This is a genomic window from uncultured Maribacter sp., assembly GCF_947495965.1.
GTDB lineage: Bacteria > Bacteroidota > Bacteroidia > Flavobacteriales > Flavobacteriaceae > Maribacter_B.
The window spans coordinates 87400-103596 of the sequence record NZ_CANMBB010000007.1 but is presented as its reverse complement, the minus strand read 5'-3'; the positions used below and the strand labels follow the sequence as shown (position 1 = coordinate 103596).

General features: G+C 34.2%; 10 protein-coding genes. All 10 read left to right on the top strand.

Features of this window, described 5'->3' with window-relative positions; genetic code table 11:
* Positions 1 to 2 precede the first annotated feature (2 nt).
* Complete coding sequence (locus tag Q0820_RS13410; RefSeq protein WP_298488195.1) at positions 3 to 1718, top strand: RagB/SusD family nutrient uptake outer membrane protein; 1716 nt, start codon at positions 3 to 5, stop codon at positions 1716 to 1718.
* 121 nt (positions 1719 to 1839) lie between these two features.
* Entirely contained in the window at positions 1840 to 3105 is a 1266-nt protein-coding gene (locus Q0820_RS13405; RefSeq protein ID WP_298488194.1) for an MFS transporter, read from the top strand.
* An 11-nt stretch (positions 3106 to 3116) separates the two neighbouring features.
* Positions 3117 to 4277 carry a mandelate racemase/muconate lactonizing enzyme family protein gene (locus tag Q0820_RS13400; RefSeq protein ID WP_298488192.1) on the top strand — a complete coding sequence of 387 codons (1161 nt, stop codon included), beginning with the start codon at positions 3117 to 3119 and terminating at the stop codon, positions 4275 to 4277.
* 30 nt (positions 4278 to 4307) lie between these two features.
* The gene (locus Q0820_RS13395) at positions 4308 to 6116 is read left to right on the top strand and encodes an arylsulfatase (protein ID WP_298488190.1); all 1809 of its coding nucleotides are present in this window, start codon (positions 4308 to 4310) and stop codon (positions 6114 to 6116) included.
* A 197-nt stretch (positions 6117 to 6313) separates the two neighbouring features.
* The gene (locus Q0820_RS13390; RefSeq protein ID WP_298488188.1) at positions 6314 to 7708 is read left to right on the top strand and encodes a sulfatase; all 1395 of its coding nucleotides are present in this window, start codon (positions 6314 to 6316) and stop codon (positions 7706 to 7708) included.
* A 25-nt stretch (positions 7709 to 7733) separates the two neighbouring features.
* Complete coding sequence (locus tag Q0820_RS13385) at positions 7734 to 9767, top strand: beta-L-arabinofuranosidase domain-containing protein (protein WP_298488186.1); 2034 nt, start codon at positions 7734 to 7736, stop codon at positions 9765 to 9767.
* 87 nt (positions 9768 to 9854) lie between these two features.
* A complete protein-coding gene (locus tag Q0820_RS13380) occupies positions 9855 to 11423 on the top strand; it encodes a sugar porter family MFS transporter (RefSeq protein WP_298488184.1) in 1569 nt (522 codons plus the stop codon).
* 44 nt (positions 11424 to 11467) lie between these two features.
* Positions 11468 to 13456 carry a beta-L-arabinofuranosidase domain-containing protein gene (locus Q0820_RS13375; protein WP_298488182.1) on the top strand — a complete coding sequence of 663 codons (1989 nt, stop codon included), beginning with the start codon at positions 11468 to 11470 and terminating at the stop codon, positions 13454 to 13456.
* Between the two features lie 91 nt (positions 13457 to 13547).
* Positions 13548 to 14000 (top strand): (2Fe-2S)-binding protein, encoded by a 453-nt coding sequence (locus Q0820_RS13370; protein WP_298488180.1) that lies wholly within the window; start codon positions 13548 to 13550, stop codon positions 13998 to 14000.
* A gap of 8 nt (positions 14001 to 14008) precedes the next feature.
* Positions 14009 to 16189 (top strand): molybdopterin cofactor-binding domain-containing protein, encoded by a 2181-nt coding sequence (locus Q0820_RS13365; protein ID WP_298488179.1) that lies wholly within the window; start codon positions 14009 to 14011, stop codon positions 16187 to 16189.
* Positions 16190 to 16197: the final 8 nt, after the last annotated feature.

The following is a 16197-nucleotide window of genomic DNA, read 5'->3' as shown; positions in this document are numbered from 1 at the left end:
ATATGAAAAATTTTAAATTAACATATCTATTTGCAGTACTACTATTCTTTTCTGTGAGTAGTTGTGATGACGATTTGGATATTGATGTAACTGGTTCTTTTGCGAGTGATTTAGTTCTTAGTACTCCAGAACAAGTAGAACTGTTATTGTTAACCACATACAATAGTACAGAAAATTGGGGATTAGATAATTCCATTTGGTGGTCTAGAAGGTTTAATATTGAAAATGCTTCATTTGAGTCTAAGTTTAATTTTAATAATTTAGATTTACTACGTGTTAGAGCTGGTTGGACAGCTGGGAACCCTGGTTTTTTTAGAAATCAATGGTCTAAATATTACACTTACATAAGACAGGCTAACTTATTTTTTGATCAAATTCCGGAGTCGCCTGCAATGGAGCAAGACCCAGAAAAGGTCAATCTTCTTTTAGCAGAAATGAGATTTTTAAGAGCTAACTTATATAGCAAACTTATAAGATATTATGGAGGAGTTCCTATATTAGAAACAGCAGCTAGCTTAGATGATGATTTTAATATTCCTAGAAATACGTACGAAGAATGTGTTAATTTTATTGTAAGTGAGTTAGATGCTGCTGCGGCTGTATTACCAGATACTAGACCAGAGGACGAATTTGGAAGAGCAACTAAAATGGCAGCTTTGGCAGTTAAATCTAGAGTATTGTTGTATGCGGCAAGCGATTTGCATGACCCTGCTTTAGCGCCGCAAACAACTAATACAGATTTTTATACATATTCTAAGGCTACAAAATGGCAAGATGCATCAGATGCAGCTAAAGCAGTTATTGACATGGTTGGATCTCGTGATTTAATTTCTGTTGCTGATGCAAAAGGATATCAGGATTTATTTTTATCCGTAAACGAAGATATTATTTTTGCAAGACCATTTGGTAGTACCATATTTGCTTTTGGAACAGATGGTAATTCATTATGGGATAGAACTCAATCTCCAAATGGAGATGATGGATGGGCGTTATCTTCTCCTACGCATAACTATGCATTGCAGTATAATATGAATGATGGTACAACAACCGATGATGGTTTATTTGATCCAGCAGACCCTAATGCTAATAGAGAAATGCGTTATTATGCAAATCTTAATTTTCAAGGAGCAGAGTTTAGAGGGAATCCTATAAATTATGCATTATCCTTAAATCCAGATGAGTATCCTCATGGAGATGATTCTCCTGAAGGTTTAGGTAATGTAAGGCATTCATCTAAGACAGGGTATAATATCCGTAAATTTCAAAACGAATCTTTAGGGAATATTCAAGACCCTACACCTGGAAGACCGTATATACTATACAGGTTAGCTGAGATTTATTTAAACTATGCGGAAGCACAATATCATTTAGGAAATGAAGCAGAGGCTTTAACTTTTGTTAATAAATCTGTTGCAAGAGGACTTCAACCGGCTATTACTGCAGCTGGAACGGATTTGTTAGAAGCTATAAAAAGAGAAAGACGTATTGAGCTTGCTTTTGAAGGACATAATTTCTTTGATGAAAGGCGCTGGATGAATGAAGATCACCTTGGTATGGATATTAAAGGACTTACTTGGACAACGCAAGTAGATGGTACAGTAACCAATGAGGAGTATACTGTTGTTACAAGACCTTGGTTCCAAAGAATGTACTACTTACCAATTCCGCAAGCTGAAATTGATAAGACAGCATCTCTTATCCAAAATGATGGATATTAGTAGCATATAATTTTATTTAATTGAGATTTTTTTGAGTTAGTTAAACCGAGGGGGGAGCCTCTCGGTTTTTTTCTATAACAAAACCAGTAAAGTCTTGCTTTTGAGTAACAATAAAAAGAATATGAATAAAAAACGTTATAACATATTAGCTTTAATTTTTGGAACTGTTGTAGTTAATTATTTGGATCGTACCAATATTTCTGTAGCGGCTTCTGCTATGAGTGAATCTTTAGAACTTACTACTGTTCAAATGGGTTTAATTTTTTCGGCCTTTGGTTGGACGTACGTTGCTTTGCAAATTCCAGGAGGAATTATAGTAGATAAAATTAGATTACGATTCTTATATGCAGCAATGCTTTTTTTATGGTCTATAGCAACCTTATTACAAGGCTTTGTAAATTCTTTTGCTGTTTTATTAGGATTAAGAGCTAGTATAGGTGTTTTTGAAGCACCATCATATCCTGCAAATAATGCAATTGTTACCAAGTGGTTTCCAGAAGAAGAAAGAGCATCTGCAATTGCTATTTATACATCGGGGCAGTTTATAGGATTAGCATTTTTATTTCCAGTGCTAGCTTGGGTGCAAGATAAAGTAGGGTGGAGAGGCTTGTTAATAGTTTCCGGAGTTTTGGGAATAATATGGTCTATTGTTTGGTATTTATTTTATAGGGACCCTGACCAACATAAAACCGTTTCAAAAGAAGAATTAGAGAAAATAGGTGAAGGTGGTGCTTTAATAGTTGATGAAGAAAAACAAAAGCAACCAAAATTTAATTGGGCAGATTTATTAGAAGCTTTTAAGTACCGTAAACTTTGGGGTATATATTTAGGACAGTTTTGTTTAGGCTCTGTTTCTATCTTCTTTTTAACTTGGTTTCCAACATACCTGGTAGAGTATAGAGGTCTAGATTTTATTAAATCTGGATTTTTAGCTTCTATACCTTTTTTAGCTGCGTTTGTTGGGGTTTTATTATCAGGTTTTACATCAGATTATTTGATTAAAAAAGGATATTCCAAAGAGTTTTCCAGAAAAACACCAGTCTTGTGTGGTATGCTATTATCCGTAGCTATTATTGGGGCAAATTTTACAGATAGTACATTTTTTATCATTCTATTCTTAACTATAGCCTTTTTTGGTAATGGTCTGGCTTCTATAACTTGGGTGTTTGTTTCTTTAACAGCTCCTAAGCATATGATAGGCCTTGTTGGTGGGGTGTTTAATCTTATTGGAGGATTATCCGCAGTAGTGGTTCCTGTGGTAATTGGTGTATTAGTTAAAGAAGGAGATTTTAGTCCTGCTCTATATTTTATAGGTGCAATGACAATATTAGGCTTTTTGTCCTTCTTGTTTATAGTAGGTAAAGTAAAAAGGATAGAAATTAATTAAGAAAACAAATAATGAAAATAACAGATATAAAAACCTATCCAGTAAATATAGCAGGAAGAAGTCAGTTAAACATTAAAGTTGAGACTAATACGGGTGTTTATGGTTGGGGAGCTTCTGGAATAACAGGAAGAGAGTTTGCAGTAATAGGGGTAATTGAACATTATAAGCCTTTATTAATAGGGAAGGATCCAAGGCAAATTGGAGCAATATGGCAAGATTTATATAGAGGCCAATATTTTGAAGGTGGCAGAGTACTTACTGCCGCTATTTCTGCAATAGATATTGCATTGTATGATATAAAAGGAAAAGCATTAGGAGTTCCTGTTTATGAGCTTCTGGGCGGAAAACAAAGGGATTATATAGAGTGTTTTGCTTCTTTACGTTTTAGTAGTAAAGCAGAGCTTATAGAAAGAGCGCAAATTTTAATTAAGGAGGGTTGGAGAATGCTGCGACTTGCTCCTGCGGAATATGAAGAAGGTAAATATGCCTCTACTTTTGAGCCTAGAGAATCTATTGCTATTATAGCAGATTGGTTGGTAGAATTACGAAAAGTAATCGGATCGGCTCCAACCATTGGTATAGATTACCATCATAGACTTTCTGTTCCAGAAACAGTTTCTTTTATTCAGCGTATGCCTGTTGGTACATTAGATTTTATAGAAGAACCAATAAGAGACGAATCTCCAAAGGCATATGAAACATTAAGAAGTATGGTTAATGTGCCTTTTGCTATAGGAGAAGAATTTGCTAGTAAATGGCAATTTATGCCCTATTTAGAAAAAGGACTTACACAATTTGCAAGAATAGATGTTTGTAATGTTGGGGGTATTACAGAAGCTATGAAAGTAGCAAGTATGGCAGAGGCTCATTATATAGATTTGTTGCCTCATAACCCAATAGGTCCTATTTGTACAGCAGCAACAATTCATTTGGCGGCAGCATCACCAAATTTTACATGGCTAGAGGAAATGAATACACCTGTAGAAAACCCAGGATTAGATGATGAAAATTATTATACGAAACAGCCAAAGTTAATAGGTTCTCGCTATAAAGTAGATGACGTTCCAGGGTTAGGGGTAGAGTTTAATGAGGAATTAGCAATAAAAGAAGGTTTTAAGCCAGTTGAGACTCCTAGGTTAAAACGTAAAGATGGATCTTTTACAAATTGGTAAGAATATTTGAATAAATTAAATTCATATAGCATGAAAAATTTAAATAAAAGTAAGCTTAATATAAGGGAGATAAATGTTTTATTTATTCTATTATTTTTTTCTTTTGGGAGTAAGATTATTGCTCAAGAGAAAAAACCTAATATTATTATAATGATGACCGATGATCAAGGCTATGGAGATATTGGTGCTCATGGCAATCCGTATTTAAAAACACCGCATATAGAGAGTATTGGTAATGAAGGTATAGAGATGTCTACTTTTATTTCATATCCTAATTGTTCTGCTTCAAGGGCAGCATTATTAACAGGAAGGTATCCTTATAGAACAGGTGTTACGGCGGTAACGCAAGTAGATCATTTTATGAATAGTTCAGAAGTAACTATAGCAGAAATTTTAAAAGATAATGGATATAGAACTGGAATTTTTGGTAAATGGCATGTTGGCGACAATAATCCCATGAGGCCTTCAGATCAAGGGTTTCAAGAAGTTTTAGTGCATAAAGGGGGAGGAATTGGTCAAGCTGCAGGACCTGCTGGAAATACTTATTTTGACCCTATTTTGGAACATAATAATGTCTCTAAAAAATACGAAGGGTATTGTGATGATATTTTTACAGATGCAACATTAGAATTTATTAGTAAAAAAGGAGGTAAACCTTTTTTTGCATATCTAGCAACAAATTTGCCTCATTTTCCACTTCAGGTTCCAGATAAATTAGCAGAACCATATAGGAAAATGGGTTTACATGAAGATAATGCACTTACATATGGAATGATTTCTAGTATAGATTATAATGTAGGAAGAGTTTTAAAAAAGCTAAAAGACTTAGGGATAGAAGAAAACACTATAGTGTTATTCTTGTCAGATAATGGACCTAGAACTAGAAGGTCTAAGAATGATGTATATCCTGGACGCTGGGGGTCTAATTTACGAGGGACAAAAACAAGTGTTTATGAGGCGGGTATACGAGTGCCTTTTTATGTAAAATGGAAAAATAATTTACCCAAAAAAACAACTACAAATATTATGGGTTCTATGATTGATATTTTACCTACCATATTAGAGGCTGCCGATATAGATATTCCAAAGAAAGTTTCTTTAGATGGTAAGTCTTTATGGTCCTTATGGAAAAAAGGAGAAGATTCAGCCCTTGATGATAGGTCTTTTTATGTACAGATGCACTATGGGCCAACACCTTTTAAGTATATGCATTTTGGTGTACGTACTCAAAATTATAAACTAGTAGGCCCACACGATTTTCCGCATGGTATTGTGCATCAACCTACCGATCATGAATTAAAGAATGTTTTAAAAAATTTAGAACTATATGATGTAGAGAAAGATCCTAGTGAACGAATTAATTTAGCGCAAAAGCATCCAGATATAGTAGAGAAACTATTGTTAGATTATGAAAATTGGTTTGATGCGGTAACAGAAGAACGTAATGCTAAAGGCATTCAAAGAATACACCTAGGAACAAAAGAGCAGTTACATGTAAATTTGTCTCGTTTTGATTGGGGAGGACCACGAGTTATATCTCGTTTTGATTATGGAGGACCACACGTTATTGAAGATAATAAGTTGGGATTTTGGCGAGTAAAAACGGAGGCCGGAATTTACAACATTTCATATGACTTACCAGAGTTAAAAAAAGATGCTGTAGCATATTTTAAATATGCAGGTGTTCTATTACAACAGCCTGTTAAAAAGGGTCAAAATAAAGTAATATTTTCTAAAGTTAATTTACCCAAAGGAAAAGGAAATTTTCATGCTTATATAAAAGAAGAGCGTTTGCCAGTAGGACCTTTATTTGTAGATGTTTTAAGAGTAGATTTATAGTATTAAATATCTAATAAAAAGCCGTAATTATAGTCTAATTACGGCTTTTTTTTGGTGTTTATGTATATGTTAAGGTGTTTTTTGAGGTAAAATAGTGTTGATAGTTGGTAAAATTTGTAAAAAAAGTTTTTTAAATAAGTGTTTCTTTTGTTGGATGTTAAACCATTTTTATTTACAATAAATATCAATTTAGTTATATGAAATATATATGTTCTTTTTTGGTAGTAATACTCTTTCAATTTCAAAGTTTTGCACAAAAACAGCCGAATATTGTTTTTTTATTTTCAGATGATGCAGGGTATGCAGATTTTGGATTTCAAGGCAGTAAGGAAATGATAACTCCTAATTTGGATAAGTTAGCTAAGTCGGGAATTACCTTTACGCAAGGTTATGTTACTGATGCCACTTGTGGCCCTTCTAGAGCTGGTTTAATGACAGGGAAGTATCAACAGCGTTTTGGATATGAAGAGATAAACGTTCCTGGTTATATGAGTGAGAATTCAAAATTTCTAGGAGATGATATGGGCTTGCCTTTAGATCAGGTTACAATAGCGGATTATCTTAAAAAATTAGGGTACACATCTGCTATGTACGGTAAATGGCATTTAGGAGATGCGGATCGTTATCATCCTTTAAATAGAGGTTTTGATGAATTTTATGGATTCAGAGGAGGTGCACGTAGTTATTTTGGGTATGAAGAGTCTTCCTCTGCTCATAAAGATACTAGAATGGAAAGAGGCTTTGGTGTTTATGAAGAGCCTAAAGGATATGTTACCGATGTCTTAGCTGATGAAGCTGCTGGTTTTATTGAAAAAAATAAAGAAAAACCTTTCTTTATATATTTAGCTTTTAATGCTGTGCATACTCCAATGGAAGCTACGCAAGAAGATTTAGATAAATTTCCAAAGTTAAAAGGGAAACGTAAAGAATTGGCGGCAATGACATTGGCGTTAGATCGCGCTTGCGGAAGGGTGTTAAATAAACTAAAAGAATTAGGTTTAGATAAAAATACAATTGTAGTTTTTTCTAATGATAATGGAGGTCCTACAGATAAGAATGCATCTGTAAATCTTCCGTTAAGCGGAACAAAATCTAACCATTTAGAAGGGGGTATACGTGTGCCATATCTTATGAGTTGGCCAAATCAAATAAAAAAGAAGCAGAAATATGATTTTCCTGTTAGTACTATGGATTTGTTGCCAACCTTTTATGCTGCTGGCGGAGGTGATGTAAAAGATTTAAAAGAAGTGGATGGTGTAAATCTTCTGCCTTATGTTAAAGGGGATAATTTGGGAAGACCACATCAAACTATGTTTTGGAAAAAAGAAGTCCGTTTAGCCTATAGGAATGGGGATTGGAAGTTAATTCGTTTTGCAGATAGACCAGCAGAATTATATAATTTGGCAGAAGACCTTACGGAAGAAAATGATTTGGTAACAGAACATCCTGATAAAGTGAGAAAAATGTTTAAAGAGATGTTTGTGTGGGAGTCTACTTTGGAACGCCCTCTATGGATGTTAAAAAGAAATTTTGAAAATTACGATATAGAACGTATGGATACTTATAGACGTGGTCCAATTGAAAAAGAATAATAGAGAATAAATAAATAATAGTAAAATGAGAAAAATAATAGTAGGTGTTTTTTTACTTACAACGATGCAACTTGTAAAAGCGCAGAATAAAGGAATTATTAATAATGCAGATAGTGAACATGTTGCTTTTAAAAGTATAAATATAGGAGACTGCCAGTGGACAGATGGTTTTTGGGCAGATAAATTTAAAGTAGCCGAAGAAAGGATGATTCCTTATATGCGCTCTTTGCTTACAGGAGATACAGGGCATGCTTTAAATAACTTTAAGATTGCAGCAGGTTTAAAAGAAGGAGAGCATAAAGGTATGCGTTGGCATGATGGGGATTTTTATAAATTTATGGAGGCAGCTATGTATGTATATGCGCAAAATAAAGACCCAAAATTACTTGCAGAATTAGATGAATACATTTCTATTATAGGAAAGGCACAAGAAGCCGATGGGTATCTTCAAACACAGATACAGTTAAATGAAAATGTAGATCGCTACGACAATCGTAAGTATCATGAAATGTATAATTCTGGTCACTTATTAACGAGTGCTTGTATTCATAATAGAATTACAGGGCAAACTAATTTTTTAGATGTAGCAATAAAACATGCTAATTTATTGGTGTCTCTTTTTATGACAGATGATGAGAGATATGGTCGTTTTGGTTTTAATCAAACTCAAATAATGGGATTGGTAGAATTATATAGAACTACAAAGGAGAAAAAATACTTAGATTTAGCAGAGAAATTTATAAATAATAGAGGTGCTTATGAGGTAAAGGAAACTCCAGAAACAAAAGGATACCCAATTGGCGATATGGTGCAGGAAAGAACACCTATTCGTAAAGCAGATGAAGCTGTAGGTCATGCAGTTTTAGCTTTGTATTATTATGCAGGAGCTGCCGATGTAGCAGCAGAAACAGGAGAACAAGAGTTAATAGATGCATTAGATAGACTTTGGATGAATGTTGCTCTAAAAAAAATGTATGTAACTGGGGCAGTTGGGCAAACACATTACGGAGCATCAACTAATAGAGATAAAATAGAAGAAGGATTTATAGATGGGTATATGATGCCTAATTTAACAGCTTACAATGAAACCTGCGCTAATGTTTGTAATTCTATGTTTAGCTATCGTATGCTTGGTTTAAAAGGGGAGTCTAAATATGCAGATATTATGGAGTTGGTTCTTTATAATAGTGCTCTTTCGGGTATTAATTTAGATGGCGACAGGTATTATTATGCAAATCCGTTGCGCGTTTTACATGGTTCTAGAGATTATAAAAAAATGAATACAGAGTTTCCTACGCGTCAAGAATACTTAGATTGTTTTTGTTGTCCACCTAATTTAGTAAGAACTATAGCAAAAGTTTCTGGTTGGGCTTATAGTTTATCTGATAATGGTGTTGCAGTAAATTTATACGGTGGCAATACTTTGAACACAAAATTATTAGATGGTTCTTCTATCCAATTAAAACAAGAAACTGCTTATCCTTGGGATGGGGATGTTAAAATTACTATTCAGAAAAGTAAAAGAAAACCTTTTGATATTTTATTAAGAATTCCGGAATGGGCAGAAGGATCTAAAATATTAGTTAATGATCAAGATGCAGGCGTTAGTGTTAAAGCAGGAACTTTTGCTACAATTAATCGCAAATGGAAAAAAGGAGACGTTATCCGATTAGATATGCCAATGGATATAAATTTTGTGGAAGGTCACTCTCGTATAGAGGAAGTTCGTAATCAAGTTGCGGTTAAAAGAGGTCCTGTAGTTTATTGTGTAGAATCTGCAGATCTGCCAAAAGAAGCTAGCGTAATAGATGTTTATATTAAAGGAGATGCAAAAAAATTGACAGCAGAATATCGTTCTGATTTTTTAGGTGGTGTTTCTGCTATTACAGGAGAAGTTTTACTTCGTAAAACACAAGATGGGGAAAGCATGTATCATAAAGTAAATAGCCCTTCATGGGAAGCGTACAAAACAACTTTTGTGCCTTACTATGCTTGGTCGAACAGAAATGGCGGAAAAGAAAGTGAGATGACTGTTTTCTTACCTGTAATTTGGGAGTAATTTTTTTAGCCCCTAATTTATGTAAACTGTTATTTTCATTTTGTAGATTGGTAGGGAAAGAATAAATCACCAACTTAATTTTATAGTATGAGCTTACACAAAAAAAATGCATTTATTTATGCTACCATTGTTGCAATGGGAGGTTTTATTTTTGGGCTAGATGCTGCACTAATTTCAGGTACAGTTAATTTTATATCTCAAGAATTTTCTTTAAATGCAATACAATTAGGAATTGTTGTGGGAGCTCCTAGTGTTGGTGTTTTATTAGCTTTGTTTTTTGCAGGATATGCTTGTAATAAATTTGGAAGAAAAAGAACATTACAAATAGTAGCTGCACTTTACCTTATTTCGGCAATAGGTTCTGCTTTATCCCCCAATTATTGGTCTTTATTATCTTTTCGTTTTTTAGGAGGATTGGCATTTAGCTCTATTTCATTGGCTTCTATGTATATTGGTGAAATTGCTCCTCCGAAGCTTAGAGGAAAATTGGTAACTATGATTCAGATAAACATTGTTCTAGGGTTATCAGGAGCTTATTTTATAAACTATTTAATACTTCAGTTAGGAAGCTCAGATGTTTCTTGGGTTAGTAGTTTAGGGATTGATAAAAATACTTGGAGATGGATGTTAGGTTCTGAAATTCTTCCTGCATTATTGTGGTTGGCATTGTTGTATTTTGTTCCTCGTAGTCCGGCTTGGTTATTTTATAACCAAAAGAAAGAGGAAGCAAAGGAGACATTGTTAAAGTTATTGCCAGTTAAAGATGTTGATGCACAATTACTAGCAATGGGAAAAAGCCTTGAAAAAAGTACAGATAGTCGTTCTACTATTGCGCAAGTGAAAGAAATTTTTGGTAAATCTATGCGTGTTACTACAATTATAGCAATGACTTTAGCTATAGCACAACAGGCAACTGGTATAAATGCTATCTTGTTTTATGCTCCAACTGTTTTTGAGCAATTAGGAATGGGTACAGATGCTGCTTTTGTGCAAGCTATTTGGATAGGAGTAACAGCGCTAATTTTTACAATTTTGGGACTTTTGCTTGTAGATAAAATTGGTAGAAAACCATTAATAATTGGCGGAATGCTGTGGATTGTAATTAGTCTTGGAATTTCTTTTTATGGTTTTCAAACAGCACGTTATACGCTTACTGAAAATGCAATTTCAGAAATTGTTGATATATCTAATAAAGAACGTTTGCATAGTATTATTGATATTGAATATGATAGTGATTTAGCATTTAAAGGAGCACTTGTAAAATCTTTAGGAGAAGAAGATGCTAGAAATTATTCTAGCATATTAATTCAAAAATCTGCGGATATGAATGCAGTTTTAATTTTAATAGGAATATTAAGTTTTATTGCAGCTTTTCATTTTTCTATAGGGCCTATAATGTGGGTATTATTTTCAGAAATTTTTCCTATAGGAATACGAGGAATAGCTATTCCTTTTTTTACGCTTATTACGAGTACCGTTAGTTCCTTTGTTCAAATATTATTCCCAACACAGTTAGAAGCTATGGGTATTAGTTACACCTTGCTTTTTTATGCTATTACGGTATTTTTAGGAATGCTAATTCTATACCGTTACTTGGTGGAAACGAAGAATTTAAGTATCGAGCAAATTCAATTTGCACTTCAGGAAAAAAAGTAAGAATAAAAAAAGAAATTAAATAAACTAAATAGTTGTTAAAATTAATGAAAACTAAATATCATCATAAAAAAGCTATTACAAATACTTCAGAAAGTCCGTATGTAAAGTTAAAAAGTATAAATTTTGGGGATTGTAGATGGAGCAATGGATTTTGGGCAGATAAAGAAAACGCCGCAGCACAAATCATGGTGCCTTATATGGGGGATGTTTTATGTGGTGATATAGGGCATGGGTTAAACAATTTTAAAATAGCAGCAGGAGAAAAAGAAGGAGAACACAAAGGTTTTTACTGGCATGATGGAGATTTCTTTAAATACATGGAAGCATGTATGTATATTTATTCTTTAACTAAAGATGAAAAGTTATTACAAAAATTAGATGAATATATTGAGTGGATTGGAAAAGCTCAGGAAGAAGATGGATATATTCATACACACATTCAGATTACAGAAGGTGCTGAACGTTTTTCTAACAGAAAGTATCATGAGATGTACAACTACGGGCATTTGTTTATTGCTGCAAGTGTGCACTACCGTTTAACAGGTCAACATAACTTTTTAGATATTGCTATTAAACAAGCAGATTTGTTATGCGTATACTTTATGCCAGAGATGCAACACTACCAACGCTTTGGGTTTAACCAAACTCAGATAATGGGATTAGTTGAATTATATAGGACTGTTAGAGATGAAAAATATTTAAAATTAGCGGAGAAGTTTATTAATAGAAGAGGAACATTTAAAATAGAAGACCACTCTACAACAAAAGATTACCCAATTGGAGATATGGTGCAAGAACGCACACCATTAAGAGAATCTAAAGAAGCTGTAGGGCATGCGGTATTAGCTTTGTATTATTATGCGGGAGCAGCTGATGTATATGCCGAAACTGGGGAAAAGTCATTGATTGATGCATTGGATAGGTTGTGGGAAAATGTGACAGGTAAAAAAATGTATGTTACAGGAGCCGTAGGGCAAGCACATTATGGGGCGTCTACAAGTTTAGATATGATTGAAGAAGGCTTTATTGATGCGTATATGATGCCAAATATGACAGCTTATAACGAAACTTGCGCAAACCTATGTAATGCCATGTTTAGTAATAGAATGATGGCATTAAAAGAGGAATCTCGTTATGCAGATATAATAGAGTTAGTATTGTTTAATAGTGGTTTATCTGGTATTAGTGTAGATGGAACAGAGTACTTCTATTCTAATCCATTAAGAATGGTAAACGGCTCTAGAGATTATGAAGCTCATGCAGATGTTACAGAAAGTCCAGTAAGGCAAGCTTATTTAGAATGTTTTTGTTGTCCACCCAACTTAGTAAGAACAATTTGTAAGAGTTCGGGTTGGGCTTATACTTTGTCAGAAAATGGAGTTGCAGTAGTATTATTTGGGGGTAATACTTTAGATACAAATTTATTAGATGGATCTGCAATTAAGCTAACGCAAGATACGGATTACCCTTGGAAAGGAATTGTGAAAATTACTGTAGACGAGTGTAAAAACGAATCTTTTGATATAAAAGTAAGAATCCCAAAATGGGCAGAAGGGAGTGTGTTAAATGTTAATGGAGAAGATGCTGGTATTAAAGTTGTGCCAGGAACTTTTGCTGTTATTAATAGAGAGTGGAAGGCTGGTGATACAATTGTATTAGATATGCCAATGGAAATTAAATTAATTGAAGGAAATAATAGAATAGAGGAAGTAAGAAACCAAGTAGCTGTTAAAAGAGGGCCAATTGTTTACTGTATTGAGAGCCCAGACCTACCAGAAGACACTTCTATTTTAGATGTATACATTAAAGGAGATTCGAAATTAAAAGCAGAGCATAGAACAGAATTCTTGGGCGGAGTAACAGTTATAAATACAGAGTTGCTGTTGCGTAAAGATAAAGCTAACAATGAAATGTATGAAACGGTTACAAAACCTGTTTTGGAGACATATAAGACGCAACTGGTGCCGTATTTTGCATGGAGTAATAGGGGGCAAGCCGAAATGACTGTGTTTATGCCTGTTATTTGGTCTTAAAATTTTATGAAATTATAGTTATATGGTACTTCTATTAAAGTTTTTTCTTTTATAGAAGGAAATAGTATTGTTTTAACTTTAAAAGAATAGTATGGTTACTTTGCAAATTAATGGAGAAAAACATAGCGTAGATGTGGAATCAGATATGCCGTTGTTGTGGGTCTTACGAGATGTTATTGGTTATACTGGGACAAAATTTGGTTGTGGAAAAGGCCTTTGTGGAGCTTGTATGGTTTTAGTAGATGGTAATGCTGTAAATTCATGTTTATTGCAAGTCTCTTTAGTAGAAGGAAAAGATATTGTAACTATAGAAGGAACTACAGAAAACTTACGAAAATTACAAAATTCTTGGGAAAAATTAAATGTTCCACAATGTGGTTTTTGTCAATCAGGACAGTTAATTACGGCAACAGCACTTTTAAATACTAATGATGCACCATCCGAAGTAGATATTAATAATGCAATGGTAAGAAATATATGTAGGTGTGGAACATATACCAGAATTAAAGAAGCAATTAATAATACTCTAGAATCTTCAAAATAAATACGGTTATGGGAGATATAAAGAACATAAGCCGTAGAGGTTTTATAAAAGGAATTGGTTTGGCTTCTGGGGGTTTAGTGTTGGCGTCTACAACAGTAATTTTAGAGAGTTGTACATCAAAAGAAATAGTAGCCTTTAATCCTAATTTGTTTGTTCAGTTAAATTCAGATGGGAGTTTAATTTTGTTGGCTTCTCGTTCTGAAATGGGACAAGGAGTAAGAACTTCTTTAACTTCTGTAATTGCAGATGAAATGGAGGCAGATTGGAGTAGAGTAAGCGTAAAACAAGCTGTTGGTGATGTAAAGTATGGAGACCAAAATACGGATGGTTCAAAAAGTATAAGGTTAATGTATGAAACCATGCGCCAATTAGGTGCAGCGACCAAAGCAATGTTAATTTCGGCAGCGGCTCAAATATGGGAAGTGCCAGAATCGGAATGTGAAGCAGAAAATCATTTTGTGGTTCACTCTAGTGGAAAAAAGAAAGCTTTTGGATCTTTAGTAGAAATTGCAAAAACATTAGAAGTACCAAAAGAAGTATTATTAAAAGACCCCAAAGATTTTAAATATATAGGTAAAAAATTACCGAGTATAGATGTTCGGAATTTTACAAATGGAACAGCTGTTTTTGGCTTAGATTTTAGGCTTCCTAACATGAAATTTGCAGCAATAAAACGCTGTCCTGTAGCATTTGGGACAGTTGTTAAAATTGATAAGGAAGAAGCATTAAAGATAAAAGGAGTTATACGTGTTGTTGAGGTGCCTAGGGTAGAAGGACCTTTTGGAGCTTTAGGAGGTGTTGCTGTGGTTGCTGAAAATACTTGGGCAGCGTTTAAAGGTAGAGATGCTTTAAAGGTTACATGGGATAAAGGAGGTAATGAAATTTATAATTCAGATAAATTTATGTCTGCAATGACAGAAGCTGTTCATAAATCTGGAAAAGTTAGGAAAAGTATTGGTACTATTGATAATGCTTTTAATAAAGCAAGTAAAATAGTAGAAAGTACATATCAATTGCCACATTTAGCACATGCACCAATGGAAGTTCCTAACGCTGTGGCATGGTGTAATAAAGAGGGCTGCGAAATTTGGGCACCTACACAAGAACCACAAAGAACAAGAAAAGTAGTTTCTAATTTTCTTAAAATAGCTGAAGAGAATATAACGGTAAATGTTACTTTTTTAGGAGGAGGCTTTGGAAGAAAGTCTAAACCAGATTATATAATGGAAGCTGTGATTGTGTCTAAAGCAATAAATGAACCTGTTCAGGTTGTGTGGTCTAGAGAAGACGATGTGCAGCATGGGTATTATCATACGGTATCCGCGCAATACATGAAAGGTTCTTTAGATGAAAAAGGAAATGTTACGGGCTGGTTGCATAGGTTTGCATTACCATCTATAACATCTACTTTTCAACCAGGAGCAAAAGAACCAGCAAGATGGGAGGCAGCAAGTGCGGCTGATGTTCCTTTTGAGGTTCCTAATATGCAAATAGAAACGGCTGAAGCTGAGGCGCATGTAAGAATAGGATGGTTGCGTTCTGTAATTAATATTCCACATGGTTTTGCAATTAATGTATTTGCAGATGAGCTGGCTCATAAAGCTAGAAAAGATGCTTTGCAGTTTAGGTTAGATTTAATAGGTAGTGATAGAATAGAGGAAACTAAAAATCCTTATAAATATAATACTGCACGTTTAAAACATGTGTTAAAGTCTGTGGCGAAGAATGCAGGTTGGGGCCAGGATTTACCAGAAGGTCATGCATTAGGACTTGCGGTTCATTATAGTTTTCTGTCCTATGTAGCTTGTGTAGCAGAGGTTTCAGTGGCAGCAAATAAAGTTAAAGTTCATAATGTGTATATGGTTATAGATTGCGGTACAGCTGTAAATCAAGATACTATAAAAGCGCAGATGGAAGGTTCTGTTATTTTTGGAATGTCTCATACTTTTTATGGGAAAATAACTGCTAAAGATGGAGCTATAGAACAAAGCAATTTTCATGATTATAGTATGTTAAGAATGCCAGACGCGCCTAAAATTCATGTAGAAATAGTTCAAAATAACGAGAAACCAACTGGTGTTGGTGAGCCAGGGGTTCCCGTAGTAGCGCCAGCGATTGTAAATGCAATTTTTAAAGCGTCAGGCAAAAGATATAAAAGCTTGCCGTTGAAAGATTTTAACTTAGTATAGGGTTTTGT

What these genes read in the sequence shown, in the direction of transcription:
- Q0820_RS13405 (WP_298488194.1), top strand. Translation starts at nt 1,840, where the DNA reads ATGAATAAAAAACGTTATAACATATTAGCTTTAATTTTTGGAACTGTT.
- Q0820_RS13390 (WP_298488188.1), top strand. Translation starts at nt 6,314, where the DNA reads ATGAAATATATATGTTCTTTTTTGGTAGTAATACTCTTTCAATTTCAA.
- Q0820_RS13400 (WP_298488192.1), top strand. Translation starts at nt 3,117, where the DNA reads ATGAAAATAACAGATATAAAAACCTATCCAGTAAATATAGCAGGAAGA.
- Q0820_RS13365 (WP_298488179.1), top strand. Translation starts at nt 14,009, where the DNA reads ATGGGAGATATAAAGAACATAAGCCGTAGAGGTTTTATAAAAGGAATT.
- Q0820_RS13385 (WP_298488186.1), top strand. Translation starts at nt 7,734, where the DNA reads ATGAGAAAAATAATAGTAGGTGTTTTTTTACTTACAACGATGCAACTT.
- Q0820_RS13410 (WP_298488195.1), top strand. Translation starts at nt 3, where the DNA reads ATGAAAAATTTTAAATTAACATATCTATTTGCAGTACTACTATTCTTT.
- Q0820_RS13380 (WP_298488184.1), top strand. Translation starts at nt 9,855, where the DNA reads ATGAGCTTACACAAAAAAAATGCATTTATTTATGCTACCATTGTTGCA.
- Q0820_RS13375 (WP_298488182.1), top strand. Translation starts at nt 11,468, where the DNA reads ATGAAAACTAAATATCATCATAAAAAAGCTATTACAAATACTTCAGAA.
- Q0820_RS13395 (WP_298488190.1), top strand. Translation starts at nt 4,308, where the DNA reads ATGAAAAATTTAAATAAAAGTAAGCTTAATATAAGGGAGATAAATGTT.
- Q0820_RS13370 (WP_298488180.1), top strand. Translation starts at nt 13,548, where the DNA reads ATGGTTACTTTGCAAATTAATGGAGAAAAACATAGCGTAGATGTGGAA.